The 18,155-nt window shown below is 63.7% G+C and carries 2 protein-coding genes (1 of these 2 running past the window's edge); both read right to left on the bottom strand.

Annotation, left to right across the window (positions count from 1 at the left end; genetic code table 11):
- Positions 1-1,204 (bottom strand): macrolide transporter subunit MacA (gene macA / locus ACWR1S_RS11815; RefSeq protein ID WP_454563605.1); only part of this gene is annotated, 1,204 nt, incomplete at its 3' end.
- 66 nt (positions 1,205-1,270) lie between these two features.
- Positions 1,271-18,155 carry the 3' portion of a non-ribosomal peptide synthase/polyketide synthase gene (locus ACWR1S_RS11810; RefSeq protein WP_454563604.1) on the bottom strand. The gene runs 944 nt beyond the window's last position, so only the last 16,885 of its 17,829 coding nucleotides appear in the window; the start codon falls outside the window, past its right edge; its stop codon occupies positions 1,271-1,273.

Here is an 18,155-nt window from a genome sequence, read left to right as displayed (position 1 = left end):
CGGGGGGGGAATGGGGGGGGGAGGCGGTGGGGTGCAAGAAGTGGCTGGTCCGTGCCCGCCCCCCCGCCACATTCGTCAGCGGATCACCGATGACCACGCGATCACCTTCAGCCAGACCGCCATTGATCTGCACTTTGACGTTGTTGTTGATCCCGGTCTGCACATTGCGCGACTGCGCGTGGCCCTTGGCGTCGAGCACGCGCACGGGGAAGCTGCCATCTGCATTGCGCGGGCCGAGCGCCGCCACCGGCACGGTCAGCACTGCCTTGGCGGTGTCGAGGATAATGCGCACCTGCGCGGTCATCGAGATGCGCAAACGATGGTCGGGGTTCGGCACCTCGAACAAGGCGTTGTAGAACACCGCGCTGCTTTGCTTCGGTGTACCGGCGGGCGGCGTTTCAAGAAAGTTCTGTGGCGCCGGGTCCGTGCCGCGCAGTTTCGCGTAGTAGCGTTTGTCCTCGCCAAGAATGGTGAAATACACCTCTTGCCCCGGCGCAATGTGGATCACATCGGCCTCGGACACCTGCGCCTTGACCGTCATGGTGTCCAGATCCGCCAGTTTCAGCAGGACCGGCGCCAGTTGACTGGCGATCACCGTTTGCCCTTCCTGTGTCACCACGCCGACCACGTCGCCATCGATTGGCGCGACGATGCGCGTATACGCCAGATTGACCTTGGCCGTGTCGATCTGGATGTGTGCGCTTTTGATCTGCGCATCCAGCGACATCAGATTGGCCTGCTGCACCTGATAATCCGACTCGGCATTTTCGAAATCCTGGCGCGAGATCGACGCGTCGTCCTGCAAATTCTTGTAGCGCTCATAGATTGCCTTGGTTTGCCTGAGCTGGGCTTGCGTGGCGCGTTTCTGCGCTTGCAGGTTTTCCTCATCAACCTGGGCCTGACGCAGGGTGTTCTGCAATACCAGCGGATCGATTTCCGCCAGCCATTGGCCCTTCTTCACCTTGTCGCCGACCTTGACCTTGAGCGACTTCAATTGCCCGGACACCTGTGCGCCGACGTCCACTTGCTTGATGCCTTCGAGCAACCCGGTGGCCAGCACCGCGTTTTCGATGTCACTGCGTTCAACCGGCGCGGTCAGGTACTGCGGCGCCTCGGCCGGTGCCTGCACCGCGTAGAACGCCAATCCCGCTACTGCCACCAACGCCAAACCCATACCGACTTTGCGCAACTTCGACTTTTCCATAAATAACCACAAGTCCGTTCAGGGGTGAGCCCGGCCAGCGGCCGGGCTCTGGTAGATAAACAACAATCAGGACAGCACTTGGCCGGCCGGCACTTTCAGGCCGTCATGCCACCACGCTGCGAAACTGAAGACGTTGGGCGCCTTGAGAATCGTGAAGTGATTGCCCGGCCCGTACCACACCGCCAGATCCGCCACCTGGCGCTGCCAGCCTTCGACCATCGCCGCTTGCTCGCGCTGATTGCCCCACGCATCCAGCGTCGGGTCATCGACCAGCGCCAGCCGCACCGGTCCGGTGTAGGCCAGTTGCGGTTGGTAAACCGTGCGCAAGGCTGTGGCGAAGGTGCGGACCGGACCGTGCATCGCATCCTGTGCGGCGCGCTCCGACAGCACACCGGCGCGCACCATCCCGGCATGCAGCAAACGCATTTGCGTAGCGTCATCAGCGTCGGCGAACACCTGCGGATCAATCTCCAGCGACTTGCCACTGGACAGTTGCAGGGTGTCGATCAAGCGTTCCAGCGCCGCTGTACCGGTGTACGGTTTGCCTGCCGTGCCGTTGCCGCCCGGCGCTTCGCTGTCGATCAACGTCAACGATGCCACCTCGCGTCCGGCCGCTTGCAACTGCGCCGCCATGGCATGCGCCACCCAACCGCCGAAGGAATGGCCGATCAAATGCACCGGGCCTTGCGGGTAAGCCTGCGCGATCGCCTGCAGATAAAACGCGGCGGCGGCCTCGACCTGACTGTGCGGCACACTGCTGCCGTCCAGGCCGCGCGGTTGCAGGCCGATGATCGGCCACTCCGGGCCAATCGCTTCGGTCAGATGGATGAACCCGGTGACGCTGTCACCTGCCCCCGGCACACAGAAAATCGGCGCATGCCCAAGGTGCCCGCTCTGTATCGTCAGCAGCGGCTGATACACCGCGGTGGCGGGCGCGACCAAGGCCTCAAGTGCCTGAGTGATGGCCTGCCCCAACGCCTGAATATGCGGATTTTTCATCATGCTGCGGTGATCCCCCGGGATATCGACGCACTGCAACAGACGGCTGTCGAAACGCGCTTCCCAACCGCGTGTCGGACTTGGCACAGACTGCCCGTCCATCAGCGCCTGCGCGCGGAACAGATGAATCGTCTGGCTCGCCGGGCTGACCCGGTAATGCGCCAAGGCCAAGCGATGCGCCGCCTCGCGATCGAAGTAATGCCAGGCATCGGCCGCGCTGACTGTGGCCAGTTCCGGATCGGTCAGTTGCTGCACCTGGCAACGCTGGAACAGCGTATGGAAGTCCAACTGCTCCACCTCGGCTTCCAGTGCCTCGACCGATGCCAACGCGGCGGCCCCCTCAGCACCGAGCATCAGCGCACGCCCCCGGCAATGCCCGAGCAACTGGCGCTTGTCGAGATCCTTGCCGCTCCACATCGCCTTGTCCTGGGCGAGCGAGTTGGGTGCGTAGCTGTCGAGCATGCCGATGAAGTCCACCGGTTGATCCTGACCCAGCAATTGCTGGGCAACTTCATGGGCCAGCACCCCGCCGAACGACCAGCCCGCCAGACGATATGGCCCGTGTGGCTGCACCGATCGGATGATCCCGACCATCCGCGTAGCCATGCATTCGATTGTGCGCAGCTGTGGCTGGCCCAGCGGCACGCCGGGCAGACCATAAATCGCAAATTCACCGCCAATGTGCTGCGCCAGCGTCGGGAAATACACGTCGCGGCCACTGAACTCATGCACCAGGAACAGCGGCGTGCCGCGCTCCCCGGCACGCACCACGACCAGCCCCTCCGGCAGTCCGGCCATTTCGTCCTGAGCGAGCAAAGCCGCCGCTGACTCGATGCTCGGATGCTGGAACAACTCGGCCAGTGACACCTGCATTCCGCCGCGTTGCAGCAGATTGACCAGCCGCACCGCGAGCAACGAATGCCCACCCAATTCGAAGAAATTGTCGTGCCGTCCGACCTGCTCAACGTTGAGCACTTCGGCCCAGATCCGCGCCATCGCGGTTTCCACCTCGCCTTGCGGCGCCACATAAGGACGGTTGATGACGGCGTCGGCGCCCGGCGCCGGCAAGGCCTTGCGATCAACCTTGTCGTTGGGGGTCAGCGGCAATGCGTCGAGTAGCACATAGGCGCCGGGCACCATGTATTCCGGCAGGCGTTCCAGCACATGGGCACGCAAAACCTCCAGGTTTGGCGTTTCGATCCCTGCACGCAACGTGTACCAGGCCACCAAGCGTTCATCGCGGACCATGACCACCGCTTCGCGGATCGCCGGATGTTCGATCAGCCGCGCTTCGATTTCGCCCGGTTCCAGACGCAAGCCGCGTAGCTTGATCTGGAAGTCATTGCGCCCGAGGAATTCGAGGTGACCGTCGTTGTTGTAGCGCGCCAGATCGCCGGTGCGGTACAGCCGATCACCGGCCACGAACGGGCTGTCGATGAAACGCTCAGCCTGCATCTCCGGCAGTCCGTGATAACCGCGCGCCACACCCACACCGCCAATGTGCAACTGGCCGCTGACACCCTGCGGCACCGGTTGATCGTAAGCATCGAGGACATACAAGCGCGTGTTGCTCAGCGCCTGGCCGATCGGCACCACGCTGTGCGGCACCGGCTGATCCGGTTCAAGGGTCCAGCCGGTGCTGTCGACCGTGGTTTCGGTCGGGCCGTAAACGTTGTGCAAACGCACCCACGGCAGGCGATCGCGCACCTGCCGCGCCAGCGCCGCGCTGAGTTCACCGCCACCGTTGAGCACATCGGTGAGGCTGGTGCACTGGCTGACATCGGCCTGTTCGATGAAGTCCTGCAACAGCGCCGGCACGAACTTGACCACCGTCACTTGCTGCTCACGAATCGCCCGCACCACATAAGCCGAATCGCGGTTGCCATCCGGCCGCGCCAATACCAGGCGCAGGCCGGAACACAGCGGCCAGAAAATCTCCCACACTGAACTGTCGAAGCTGAACGGGGCCTTTTGCAGCAACGCACCATGCTCGGTCGGCGCACTGATCTGCGAGCCCCAATGCACCATGTTGCAGGCGCTGCGATGCTCGATCATCACGCCTTTCGGCAGACCGGTGGAGCCGGAGGTGTAGATCATGTAGGCCAGGTTCGCGGCGCTCAGGCCAGGCACCTGTGGATCATGATCAGGCAACTGTTGCCAATGACCTTGATCGAGGTCGATCAAAGTCGTTGCAGGCGAGTCGAACAGCGAACGCGTCGCTGCTTGCACCAACACCGCGACCGGCGCGCTGTCCTTGAGCATGTAGGCCAGACGTTCCGCCGGATACCCCGGATCCAGCGGCACATAGGCCCCGCCCGCTTTGAGAATGCCGAGCAGACCGACCACCAGATCCAGCCCGCGCTCGACGCAAATCGCCACGCGTGAATCCGGCTGCACGCCCTGTTCGCGCAAGTGATGCGCCAGTTGATTGGCCCGCGCATTGAGTTCGCGATAGGTGAGGCACCCGGATTCGGACTGTACGGCGATGGCCTCGGGCTTAATCCGCACCTGCGCTTCAAACAAGCAGTGCAACGGCTGTTCCAGTGGGCAATCGACTTCGCTGGCGTTGAAGTCGTGCAACAGGCGCTGACGTTCGTCCTGCGCCAGCAACGGCACCTGCTCCAGCAGCGTTTGTTCATCGCTGACCAACGCCGCCAGCAAGCGCTGGAAGTAACCGACAAAACGCCGCACCGTCGACTCATCGAACAACGCCGTGGCATAACGCAGCGAACCGCGAACACCATCGGCGCTGTCGCCGAGACTCAGCGACAGGTCGAACTTCACAAAGTGGCTTTCCCCCGCCACGCCTTCCAGCGTCAGGTCGCCGAGTTGCAGGCTCGGGCCGTCATTGTTGTCCCAACTGAGCAGGGTCTGGAACAACGCACTGTGAGCCAGACTGCGCAGCGGTTTGCTGATCTCCACCACGTGCTCGAACGGCAGATCCTGATGCGCTTGCGCCGCCAGGGTTTGCGCCTTGACCCGCGCCAGCAACGCTTCGCCGCTGAGTGCGCCAGAGGTGTCGATGCGCAGGGCCAAGGTGTTGACGAACATGCCGATCAAGCCTTCGATCTCGGCGCGGGTACGGTTGGCCACCGGCGAGCCGATGACCACGTCGGTCTGCCCGGACAAGCGACTGAGCAACATCGCCCAGGCGCTGAGGATCACCATGTACGGCGTCACCGCGCGACGTTGGCACAGCGCTTTGAGTCCGCGACTCAGCGGCGCGCCCAGCACCACATCGACATGGCTGCCGGCGAAGTCCTGTTGCGCCGGACGCGGGCGATCGGTCGGCAGCGTCAGTAACGCCGGAGCACCGGCCAGGGTTTGCTGCCAGTAATCGCTCTGCCGTTGCAGCACCTCACCACTGAGCCAGCGGCGTTGCCACACCGCGTAATCGCTGTACTGCAGCGCCAGCGCGGGCAGCGGGTCTTGCTGGTCATGGCTGAACGCTTGATACAACGCCGCCAACTCGCGGGTCAGCACACCCATCGACCAGCCATCGGAGATGATGTGGTGCAGCGTCAGCAACAGCACATGGTGATCGTCGGCCAGACGCACCAGACGTCCGCGAATCAGCGAATCGCGAGCAAGATTGAACGGTGCGCTGGCTTGCTCCTCGATCAGCCCACGCAAGGCGTTATCGGCCTGCGGGTGCTGGCGCAAATCTTCAACCTGTAGCAACAGCGCGGCCTCGGCCGGCACGATCAGCACCTGCGCTTGATCGTCGATCTGGGTGAAGCGGCTGCGCAGGGTTTCGTGGCGCTCGACAATGCGCGCGAGTGCCCGTTGCAGCGCGTCTTCATCCAGCCGCCCGCGCAGACGCAGGCCCAGCGGAATGTTGTACGCCGTGTTGCCGCCGTCCATTTGCGCCAGGAACCACAGGCGCTGTTGCGCAAACGACAGCGGCAGCGCTTGCTCTCGCGCTGCCCGCACAATCTCCGGCAACGTGCTGCGCGCGGCCCGGCTCAACACCTGCGCCACGGCCGCCAACTCAGGATTGGCGAACAGCTCGGCCAATGTCAGCTCCACATCCAGCTGTTGGCGAACCTGCGACAGCATGCGCATCGCCAGCAATGAATGACCGCCCAACTCGAAGAAATTATCGTGTCGTCCCACCTGCTCGACCTGCAACAACCCGGCCCAGATGCGCGCCAGGTTTTCCTCCAGCGCCGTGACCGGCGCCACATAGACCCGGCTGAGCATGGCGGTCTGGGTCGGTGCCGGCAATGCCTTGCGGTCGATCTTGCCGTTGTTGTTCAGCGGCAACGCTTCCAGTTGCACCCACGCCGTCGGCACCATGTACTCCGGCAAGCGCGCCGACAGTTGCGCGTGCAGCTCAACGCTGTCGAGTTGCCCCGCGTGCGCGGTGTAATAGGCGACCAGACGCGTGGCCTCCTGAGCGTCGCGGCGCGCCAGCACCACAGCTTCCTTGATCCCCGCGCAGTTGAGCAGGCGGCTTTCGATCTCCCCCAGTTCGATGCGGAAACCACGGATTTTTACCTGATCGTCGTTGCGCCCGACGCAATCGAGTTGCCCCGGTGCCAGCCAGCGCGCGAGGTCGCCGGTGCGATACAGCAACGCGCCGGGTTTATCGCTGAACGGATCGCGGAGGAATTTCTCGGCGGTCAGATCGGCTCGGTTCAGATAAACCAGCGCCACGCCCTGCCCGCCGATATACAGTTCGCCGGTCACGCCCATCGGCACTGGTTGCTGATGCGCATCGAGCACATAGACCTGAGTATTGGCAATCGGTCCACCGATCGGCACGCTCTCGGCGTTTTCCGCCACCGCTTGCACTTCGAACGTCGTGGCGTAGGTGGTGGTTTCGGTCGGGCCGTAGCAATGCACGATGCGCAGTTGCGGCGCCTCGGCCAGCAGCGTGCGGAACGCCGCCGGATCACCGCGCTCGCCACCACACAGCAGAATGCGCAGGCCTTTGAGGGCTTGCGGGATGAGTTGCACGTACTGGTTGAACAACGCCGTGGTGACGAACAGGATCGTCGCGCCACTGGCATTCAGTTCGCGACCGAAGGCATTCGGATCGAGCAAGGTTTGATGGTCAATGATCACCACGCGACCGCCATTGAGCAGCGGCCCCCAAATGTCCATGGTGCTGGCATCGAATGCCGGGTTCGAGGCGAAGACCACGCGATCCTGCGCATTGAAATCAGCGTAACCGTTGTTGATCACCAAGCGGCCGATGCCCCGGTGCGGCACCATCACCCCTTTCGGCGTGCCGGTGGAACCCGAGGTGTACATGATGTACGCCAGCGACTCGGAAGACTGCAGCAGGTTAGGGTTATGCGTGGGTTGATCGCTGAGTTTCAGCCTGTCCAGATCGATACGCGGCGCGGCGTAATCGATGACTTCGCCGCTCAGGGTCAGCAGCGCGGCCGCCCGACAGTCCTCGATCATGAACGCCTGACGTTCGCTCGGCGCATGGATGTCCAGCGGCACATAGGCCGCCGCGCACTTGGCAATCGCCAGTTGCGCCACCAGCAGTTCCAGCGAACGTGGCAGCAGAATCGCCACGTGATCCCCCGGTTGCACACCTTGGCCGATCAGGTGATGAGCCAGGCGATTGGCCTGCGCGTTCAGTTCGAAATAGCTCAGCGATTGCGCGCCATGCACCGCCGCCACAGCCTTTGGATGCGCCGCCGCTTGTTGCTGGAAAATCCCGTGCACGGTCAGGGTCTGCGGGTAATCGCGTGCGGTGGCGTTGAAGTCGACGAGCAAGCGCTGACGCTCATCCGCCGCCAGTAACGGCAGGTGTTCGAGCACCGCGCGATCATCGCTGACCATCGCCTGCAACAGCCGCTGGAAATAGCCGACAAAGCGGCGGATGGTCGATTCGTCAAACAGCGCCGAGGCGTAGTTCAGCGAGCCGCGAATCACACCGTTGACCTCGCCCAGGGTCAGCGTCAGGTCGAACTTGGCAACCTCGTCCGTGCCGGCCACCGCTTCCAGTGTCAGCTCGCCCAGCGCCAGTTGCGGGCCGCCGTGACTGTCCCAGCTCAATGTGGTCTGGAACAGCGGGCTGTGCGCCAGGCTGCGCGACGGTCGGGCGATTTCCACCACCTGTTCGAACGGCAAGTCCTGATGCGCCTGCGCCTCCAGTGTCCGCGCCTTTACCCGCGCCAGCAGCGCTTCAACGCTCGGTGCGCCCGAGGTGTCGATGCGCACGGCCAGCGTATTGACGAACATGCCGATCAAGCCTTCGACTTCAGCGCGGCTGCGGTTGGCCACCGGCGAGCCGATCACCACATCGGCCTGCCCGGATAGACGACTCATCAGCAATGCCCAGGCACTCGTCAGGGTCATGAACAGGGTCACGCCATGCCGCTGGCTCAGGACTTTGAGTCCGGCACTCAGATGTGGGTCCACCACGACTTCGAGGTTGCTGCCGGCATAATCCTGATGCGCCGGGCGCGGGCGATCGGTGGGCAGCGTCAACAACGCCGGCGCACCGTCGAGGGTCTGTTGCCAGTATTCGCTTTGCCGTTGCAGCACGTCACCGCTGAGCCAGCGCCGTTGCCACACCGCATAGTCGCCGTATTGCAGCGCCAGCGCTGGCAGCGGATCGGGCTGGCCCTGGCTGAACGCCTGATACAACGCCATCAATTCGCGGGTCAGCACGCCCATCGACCAACCGTCGGCGATGATGTGGTGCACGGTCAGCAACAGCACATGGTGATCGTCGGCCAGACGCAGCAACTGTCCGCGAATCAACGGGTCGTTCCGCAGATCAAACGCCGTCGAGGCTTCCTGCGTCATCAACCTCTGCAAGGTGTCCTCGGCCTGAGGCTCTTGGCGCAAATCTTCCACACGCAGCAGCAGGCCGCTGTCGACCGGCGCAATCGCCACCTGCGCAGTGTCATCGCGACTGATGAAGCGGCTGCGCAGGGTTTCGTGGCGGACCACGATGCGCGCCAGCGCCGCTTGCAGCGCATCGATGTCGAGCCGACCACGCAGGCGCAGGGCGATGGGGATGTTGTACGCCGAGTTGCCGCCCGCCATTTGCGCGAGGAACCACAGGCGTTGCTGGGCGAAGGACAAGGTGCCGTCACGCGTTACCGGCACAATCGACGGCTGGGTGCTGCGCTCGGCACCCGCCAGGCACTCAGCGACTGCCGCCAGTTCGGCATTGGCGAACAGATCCGCCAACGCCAGCTCCAACCCCAACTGTTGCCGGACCTGCGCAACCATGCGCATCGCCAACAATGAATGCCCGCCGAGTTCGAAGAAATGATCATGGCGCCCCACCCGTTCGACCTGCAGCACCTCGGCCCAGATCTTCGCCAGCGTAGTTTCGGTCTCGCCCTGCGGCGCGGCGTATTCACGGGTGAACAACGCGGCCAGATCCGGTTTCGGCAACGCCTTGCGGTCAACTTTACCGTTGGCCGTCAGCGGCAAAGCGTCAAGCCGGACAAAAGCCGCCGGCACCATGTACTCCGGCAGTTGCCCCAGCAGATGCGCACGCAGCTCGCCGACGTTCAGCGCTTCGCCTTGCGCAGCTTCAGTGAAATACGCCACCAGTCGCGGCTGGCCGGGCTGATCTTCACGGGCCAGCAGCACGGCGTCCTGAATCCCCGGCACCTGATTGAGGCAGGTCTCGATTTCCCCGAGTTCGATGCGCACGCCACGGATTTTCACCTGATCGTCATTGCGCCCCAGGTAGTCGAGCGTGCCGTCCTCGCGCCAGCGCGCAAGGTCACCGGTGCGGTACATCCGCGCGTTCGGCAAGCGGCTGAACGGGTCGCGCAGAAAGCGCTCGGCGGTCATTTGCGGGCGGTTCAAGTAGCCACGGGCGACGCCGGCACCGCCAACGTATAACTCGCCCATCACTCCTAGTGGCACCGGACGCTGCTGTTCATCGAGCAGGTAAACACTGGCATTGCTCAGCGGTTTGCCGATGTGCAGCACTTGCCCGGCCTCGATCAACCCGGACGTGGCAACCACCGTGGCCTCGGTCGGACCGTAGTTGTTGATCACCTTGAAGGACTGGTTGCGGTTGAACTGACGCAGACGATCGCCGCCGATCAGCAAGGTTTTCAAGGTTGGATGCGCCTGCTCCTGGCTGAAGGCGTACTCGGCCACCGGCGTCGGCAGGAAGCTCACGTCCAGCGGCTGCGCGCGCCACCAGTCGAGCAGCGCATCGATGTCTTCGTTGCCGTCGTGGGCCGGCGCCAGATGCAGGGTCGCGCCGACGCACAACGCCGGCCAGACTTCCCAGGCCATGGCGTCGAAACCGAAGCCGGCGAGGCTTGAGGTGTGGCTGCCGGCGCGCAGATCGAACGCCGCACAATGCCAGTCGACCAGATTGCTCAGGGTGCGATGCTCGACCATCACGCCTTTGGGCAGCCCGGTGGAGCCAGAGGTGTAAATCACATACGCCAAGTGTTGCGGCGTCAGCGCGGGCACTGACGGCGTGTCGATTCTGATGCTTGGCCACTGGCGCAGATCGAGGTCGATCAGCGGCACTTGCAGCACCGGCAGGCGTGCGCGCAGTGTGCTTTGGGTCAACACCGCAACCGGTGCGCTGTCTTCCAGCAGATAGTTCAGGCGCTCCGTTGGATGCGCCGGATCCACCGGCACATAACCGGCGCCCGCCTTGAGAATCGCCACCAGTCCGACCAGCGTATCGAGCCCGCGACGGGCAACGATGGCCACACGATCATCAGGCCGCACACCCGCTTCGATCAGGTGATGCGCCAAAGCGTTGGCCTGGCGGTCGAGTTCGGCGTAACTCAGACGCGCGCCAGCAAAAATCGCCGCCGTCGCGTGCGCTCGCTCAGCCACTTGCTGCTCGAAACGCTGGCCGATCGTCAGCCCCTGAGGGAAATCGGCGTGGGTGGCATTAAAGCCGATCAATAGCTGCTCGCGCTCTGCGGCCGGCAGGATCGACAAGCGTTCGAAGCCTTGATGCGGTGCATGTTCCAGTGCCTGCACAAGGCTGTGCAAGGCACATTGCAGATAGTCGCAAGTACGCCGCGCGTCGATGCCGGCACCGGCCAATGCGCTAAAACTGAAGCCTTCGCCGAGGTCGTCGACGCTAAGGGTCAGGCGATAGTTGCTGTGTTCCTCGGCTTCCAGCAATTGCATGCCGTGCCAGGCCACCGCAGCCTCGGCCGAACTCGACGACGCCGAAGCCCCGTGACGATAATTAAACAAAGTGCTAAACAGCGGCGTGGTCGGCGCCATCGCGCTGCAATGCTGGATGCGCGCCAGTTGCGCGTGTTCGTGCTGGAGCAATTGGCTCAGCCGTTGATGGGTGGCCAGGGCCGCGCCTTTGACGCTGTGCGCGGTCAGATCAATGCGCAGCGGCAAGGTATTGATAAACACCCCGAGTGCACGCTCGGCACCCTCGCCGCCGTGCAAGCGGCCAAGCAATACCGTGCCGAACACCACGTCGTCGCGGCCCGACAACTGCCCGAGCACCTGCGCCCAGGCCAGGTGCATCAGGCTCGCGGCGCTGACACCCAGGCGCCGCGCCTGCTGGCGAATATCGCGGCTCAGACCGAGGTCGAGGGTCAATCGCGCCTGCTCAGCCAGCCCTTCCTGTGCCGGGGTCTGGCCGTAAGGCAGGGTTGGCTCGTCGACATCGCCGAGCATGTCGCGGAAGAAGCTTTCATGCTGCTGATCGCTCATCCCGGTCAAGGTCTGCGCCACGTAATTGCGATACGGCACCGGCTCGGCCAGACGTTGTGGCTGGCCGCTGAGGAAGGCCTGCATTTCGTGTTGCAGCACCTCCAGCGCGACGTGGTCCATCACCAGATGGTGGAACAGCAGCAACGCGACAACCCGCTGATGGACCGCGTCCCACGCGTGAACCACGCGCATCAGCGGCGCCTGATTGACGGCCATGCGGTAATGGCCGGCATCGAAGCGAGCGCGCAACTGCGCCAGTGCATCGCCGCTCACGTCCTCCAGCGCAATACCTTCGCAGGCCAGCGACGCCTGGCGCCAAACCACTTGCACCGGGTCTGCGAGGCCTTCCCAGAACAGCGAGGTGCGCAGAATGTCGTGGCGTTGGATGACCTTCTGCAGAGCTTCAGTGAAGGTGTTCAGACGCTGTTCATCGGCGAACGCAAACTGTGCCAGCAACACGTAGGGGTCGCCCTGAGCGGCCGACAGGTGATGGAACAGAATACCCGTCTGCAGCGGCGCCAGCGGGTAAATATCCTGCACATTGGCCACGCCACCGGGGATGCTGGCGACGATGCGGTCAAGGGTCTTTTGATCGAGCGTCACCAGCGGCAGCAGATCCGGGGTGATGCGCGTGCAATCGGCAGTGATGCGATTGACCGGTACTTCGGCCTCCGGCTCACCACCCACGGCGGCAGCCAGCGCGGCGAGTGTCGGCTGGTTGAACAGCACGCGGATGTCGGCGCTCAGACCGGCACGACGCATTTTCGCCACCAGATTCACCGCCATCAGTGAGTGACCACCCAGCTCAAAGAAGTGGTCGTGGCGCCCTACCCGCTCGACATTGAGCAATTCGGCCCAGAGCGCGGCGAGGAGAGTTTCCACTTCGCCAACCGGCGCCTCGTATTCACGCGCGACCAGCGCCGCCAGATCCGGCGCCGGCAATGCCTTGCGGTCGAGTTTGCCGTTCGGGCTCAGTGGCAGCGCATCGAGGTGCAGAAACAGCGCAGGCACCATGTAGTCCGGTAGATGCTCCAGCAGATCATTGCGCAGCGTTTCGATGTCCAGCCGTTCCCCGGTGTAATACGCAACCAGACGCTTGTCGCCGGGCACGTCTTCGCGGGCCAGCACCACGGCTTCCTGCACCCCCTCGATCTGGGTCAGGCGCGCCTGGATTTCACCCAGTTCGATGCGCAAGCCGCGGATTTTCACCTGATCGTCGTTGCGGCCCAGGTATTCGATATTGCCGTCGGCCAGATAGCGGGCGACGTCGCCAGTGCGGTACATACGGCCATTGGCCTGGAACGGATCATCAAGAAAGCGCTCGGCACTCAGTTCAGGTCGATTGAGGTAACCACGGGCCACTTGCACGCCGCCGATGTACAACTCACCGACAACGCCTTGCGGCACCGGTTGTTGCTGGGCGTCGAGGATGTACATGCGGGTGTTGGCGATCGGTTTGCCGATCGGTGTGTTGTCCGGGGTTTGCTCCAGCGGCCCGGCGCAATTCCACGCAGTCACGTCGACGGCGGCTTCAGTCGGGCCGTAGAGATTGTGCAACGCAGTGCCCGGCAATTGCCGTTTGAAGCGCCGCACCAGACTGCCCGGCAACGCTTCGCCGCTGCACATCACCTGACGCAGCTCCGAGCAACGCTCGGTGTCGCCATGGGCAAGGAACACGTCGAGCATCGATGGCACGAAGTGCAGCGTGGTAATCCGTTCTTGCTTGATGATTTCGCTGAGATACAGCGGGTCCTTGTGACCACCGGGCTGCGCCATGACCAAACGTGCGCCGGTCATCAGCGGCCAGAAAAACTCCCACACCGACACGTCGAAACTGAACGGCGTCTTCTGCAACACCGTGTCCGCTGCTGTCAGTGGATAGGCGTCCTGCATCCACAGCAAGCGGTTGACCACTGCGGTATGTTCGTTGATCACGCCTTTTGGCTGGCCGGTCGAACCGGAGGTGTAGATCACGTACGCCATGTGTTGCGGAGTCAACTCGGCGGTGGACAGAGGGTCGCTCGGCAGCGAATGCCAGTGCGGTTGATCGAGATCAATCAGCGGCACGGTGACCTCGCCGAGCAGCCCGCGAGTGGAACCTTGCACCAGCACCGCCAGCGGCGCGCTGTCGTCCAGCATGTAGACCAGACGTTCCAGCGGATACGCCGGGTCCAGCGGCACGTACCCACCGCCGGCCTTGAGGATCGCCAGCAGACCAACAACCATGTCCAGACCGCGTTCGACACAGATCGCCACCCGCGAATCCGCCTGCACACCCAAGCCACGCAGGTGCTGCGCCAGTTGGTTGGCCTTGGCGTCCAGCTCGGCATAGGTCAGGCGCTGTTCACCGGCGAGCACCGCCGGAGCCTGTGGCGTACGCACCACTTGCGCCTCGAACAGACCATGGAGGGTCTGCTCAAGGTTGTAATCCACTGCCGTGGCATTGAACTCATTCAGCAGGCGCTGTTGTTCGTCCTCCGCCAGGAGCGGTGCATGTTCCAGCACCGTTTGATCATTGGCGACCATCGCCTGCAACAGACGCTGGAAATAGCCGGCAAAACGCAGCACCGTCGCCTCGTCGAACAGCGCCGTGGCGTACTCCAGCGAACCACGAATCACACCGTTGGACTCGGCCAGGTTCAGCGACAGATCAAACTTGGCGAAGTGGCTCGGCTCCGCCACGCCTTCCAGGGTCAAATCACCGAGGGCCAGCGCCGGGCTTTGCAGGCCATCCCAACTGAGCAACGTCTGGAACACCGGGCTGTGCGCCAGGCTGCGCAATGGTCGGGTGATTTCCACCACTTGCTCGAACGGCAGATCCTGATGCGCCTGCACCGCCAGCGTCAGCGCCTTGACTCGGGCCAGCAGCGCTTCGACGCTGAGTTCGCCCGAGGTGTCGATGCGCAAGGCCAGGGTGTTGACGAACATGCCGATCAAACCTTCGATCTCGGCGCGGGTGCGGTTGGCCACGGGCGAGCCGATCACCACCTCAGACTGACCGGACAAACGACTGAGCAGCATGGCCCAAGCGCTCATCAGCGTCATGTACAGCGTCACGCCATGGCGCTGGCCCAGCGCCCTGAGGCCGGCACTCAAACGTTCATCGAGCACCACGTCGACACTGCTGCCGGCATAGTCCTGCTGCGCCGGCCGCACGCGATCGGTCGGCAACAGCAACAGCGCCGGTGCCCCCGCGAGGTTCTGCCGCCAGAACTCACTCTGACGCTGCAACACCTCACCGCTGAGCCAACGCCGCTGCCACACCGCGTAATCGGTGTATTGCAGCGTCAGCGGCGGCAGCGGATCCGCCTGACCCTGGCTGAACGCCTGATACAGCGCCATCAGTTCGCGGGTCAAAACGCCCATCGACCAACCATCAGAAATGATGTGGTGCATCGTCAGCAACAGCACGTGATGATCGTTGGCCAGACGCACCAACCGACCGCGAATCAGCGCATCGTCCTGAAAATCGAACGGCCCTGAGGCTTCGCCCTGAATCAGCGCCTGCAAGGCTTGCTCGGGTTGCGGGTGTTGGCGCAAGTCTTCGAGGCGCAGCAACAGACCGCTGTCGACCGGGGCGATCAGCACTTGCGCGTCGTCGTTGTACTGGGCGAAACGGCTGCGCAGGGTTTCATGGCGGGCAACGATCCGCGCCAGTGCACGCTGGAGCGCAGCGTCGTCGAGGCGGCCACGCAAACGCAGGGCCACAGGAATGTTGTACGCGGTGTTGGCACCTTCCATTTGCGCCAGAAACCACAGGCGTTGCTGGGCGAACGACAGCGGCAAGGCGCCGTCACGCGGCACCGGCACAATCTCTGGCTGCGTGCAGCGCCCCGCCTCGCTCAGTACCGCAGCGACCGCCGCCAGTTCGGCGTTGGCAAACAGCTCAGCCAGTGCCAGTTCGACGCCGAGTCGTTGGCGCACTTGCGAGACCATGCGCATCGCCAGCAGCGAATGACCGCCGAGTTCGAAAAAGTGATCCTGACGACCGACCCGCTCGACCTGCAGCACATCGGCCCAGATCTGCGCCAGCGCGGTTTCCACCTCGCCTTCGGGCGCCGCGTATTCGCGGGTGAACAACGCCGACAGCTCCGGCGCCGGCAAGGCTTTGCGGTCGACCTTGCCATTGGCGGTCAACGGCAACGCGGCGAGTTTGACGAAGGCCACCGGCACCATGTACTCCGGCAATCGGCTTAACAATTGCGCACGCAACTCGCCGACCGGCAGTGCTTCTACCTGCGCCTGCTCGGTGAAATACGCCACCAGTCGTGGCTGACCGGGCTGATCTTCGCGGGCCAAGAGCACGGCTTCCTGAATCCCCGGCAACTGATTGAGGCAGGTTTCGATTTCCCCCAACTCAATGCGCACGCCACGGATTTTCACCTGGTCGTCGTTGCGTCCCAGGTATTCGAGGGTGCCGTCCTCGCGCCAGCGCGCAAGGTCACCGGTGCGGTACATGCGCGCGTCCGGCAAGCGGCTGAACGGGTCACGCAGAAAGCGCTCGGCGGTCATTTCCGCTCGATTGAGGTAACCACGGGCGACACCGGCACCGCCGACATACAGTTCGCCCGCCACGCCCATCGGCACCGGGCGTTGCTGCTCATCGAGCAGGTACACCGTGGCGTTGCTCACCGGTTGACCGATGTGCAACGCGTCGCTGCTGTCGACCCGTCCCGAGGTCGCGACCACCGTGGCCTCGGTCGGGCCATAGTTGTTGATCACGTCAAAATGCTGGTTGCGATTGAACTGGCGCAAGCGGTCGCCGCCGATCAGCAGCGTGCGCAAGGTCGGGTGTTCGAGGTGCTGGCTGAAGGCGTATTCGGCCACTGGCGTCGGCAGAAAGCTCACGTCCAGCGGTTGCGCCTGCCACCACGCCAATAGCGCGTCGATGTCTTCATTGCCATTGTGGGTCGGCGCCAAGTGCAGCGTCGCACCTGCGCACAGCGCCGGCCAGACTTCCCAAGCCATCGCGTCGAAACCGAAACCGGCGAGGCTTGAAGTGTGGCGACCGGCGCACAGGTCGAAGGCCGTGCAGTGCCAATCGACCAGGTTGTTCAAGGTGTGATGCTCGACCATCACACCTTTGGGCAGGCCGGTGGAGCCGGAGGTGTAGATCACATACGCGAGATGTGAGGCGGTCAGGCCCGGCACGTGCGGGTCGAGCGTGCAGGTCAGTGGCCAGGTGCAGCGGTCGAGGTCGATCACCGGCACGTCCAGCGCCGGCAAGCGCTCACGCAGATCGGTTTGGGTGAGGATGACGACCGGCGCGCTGTCGCCGAGCAGATAGTTCAAGCGCTCGGCCGGGTGGGCCGGATCGACAGGCACGTAACCGGCACCGGCCTTGAGAATCGCGACCAGCCCGATCAGCGTATCGAGACCCCGGCGGGCGACAATGGCCACGCGGTCGTCGGGTTTTACCCCGCGCTCGATCAGATGATGCGCCAGGGCATTGGCGTGACGGTTCAACTCGGCGTAGGTCAATTGTGCGTCGGCAAACACTGCTGCCAGCGCTTCCGGCCGCTCGGCAACCTGGGCTTCAAAGCGTTGCTGAAGGGTCTGGGCCGGCGGGAAACTCATTTGCGTAGCGTTGAAGCCGACCAGCAGTTGCTCAAGCTCCGCGGCCGGCAGAACCGGCAGTTGATTGACCGGTGTTTGCGGCGCCTGCTCCAGTGCCAGCAGCAGACTTTCCAGCGCGCAGTGCATGTAGGCGCAGATACGCTGCGGGTCGATTTGCGTGCTCGCCAGCAACGTCAGACTGAACGCGTCGCCGAGGTCATCGACGCTCAGGGTCAGCGGATAGTTGGTGCGCTCCTCGGAGTGCAGGGTGGCAATGCCCTCCCACGCTGCGAGTGTTTCAGCGCTGGCCGTGCTGACGTTGTGGCTGTGGCGATAGTTGAGCAGTGTGCTGAACAGCGGTGTCGGCGCGACCACGTTGCTGCAGCGCTGGGCCAAGGCCAGCGGCGCGTATTCATGGCGCATCAGCGAGGTCAGCCGCGCATGGGTCGCGTTGACGGCGGCACGCACGTCGGCGCTGTCGACATTCACCCGCAACGGCAAGGTGTTGATGAAGATCCCCAGCGCGCGGTCAATGGCTTCGGCGCCCTGCATGCGCCCCATCAGCACTGTGCCGAACACCACCTGCTGCTTGCCGGTCAACGCCGCCAGCACCTGCGCCCAGCCGAGGTGAAACAGGCTCGCGGCACTCACCCCGAGCTGGCGTGCCTGAGCACGCAAGCGCTGGCCCAGCAGCGGCTCGATCGGCTGGCTCAATTCAACAATCTCGCTGCCGTCACCCTGCACGTCT

The organism is Pseudomonas sp. AIG, from assembly GCF_977020205.1.
The sequence above is the reverse complement of the archived record's forward strand: the minus strand, read 5'-3'. Positions and strand labels throughout refer to the sequence as shown.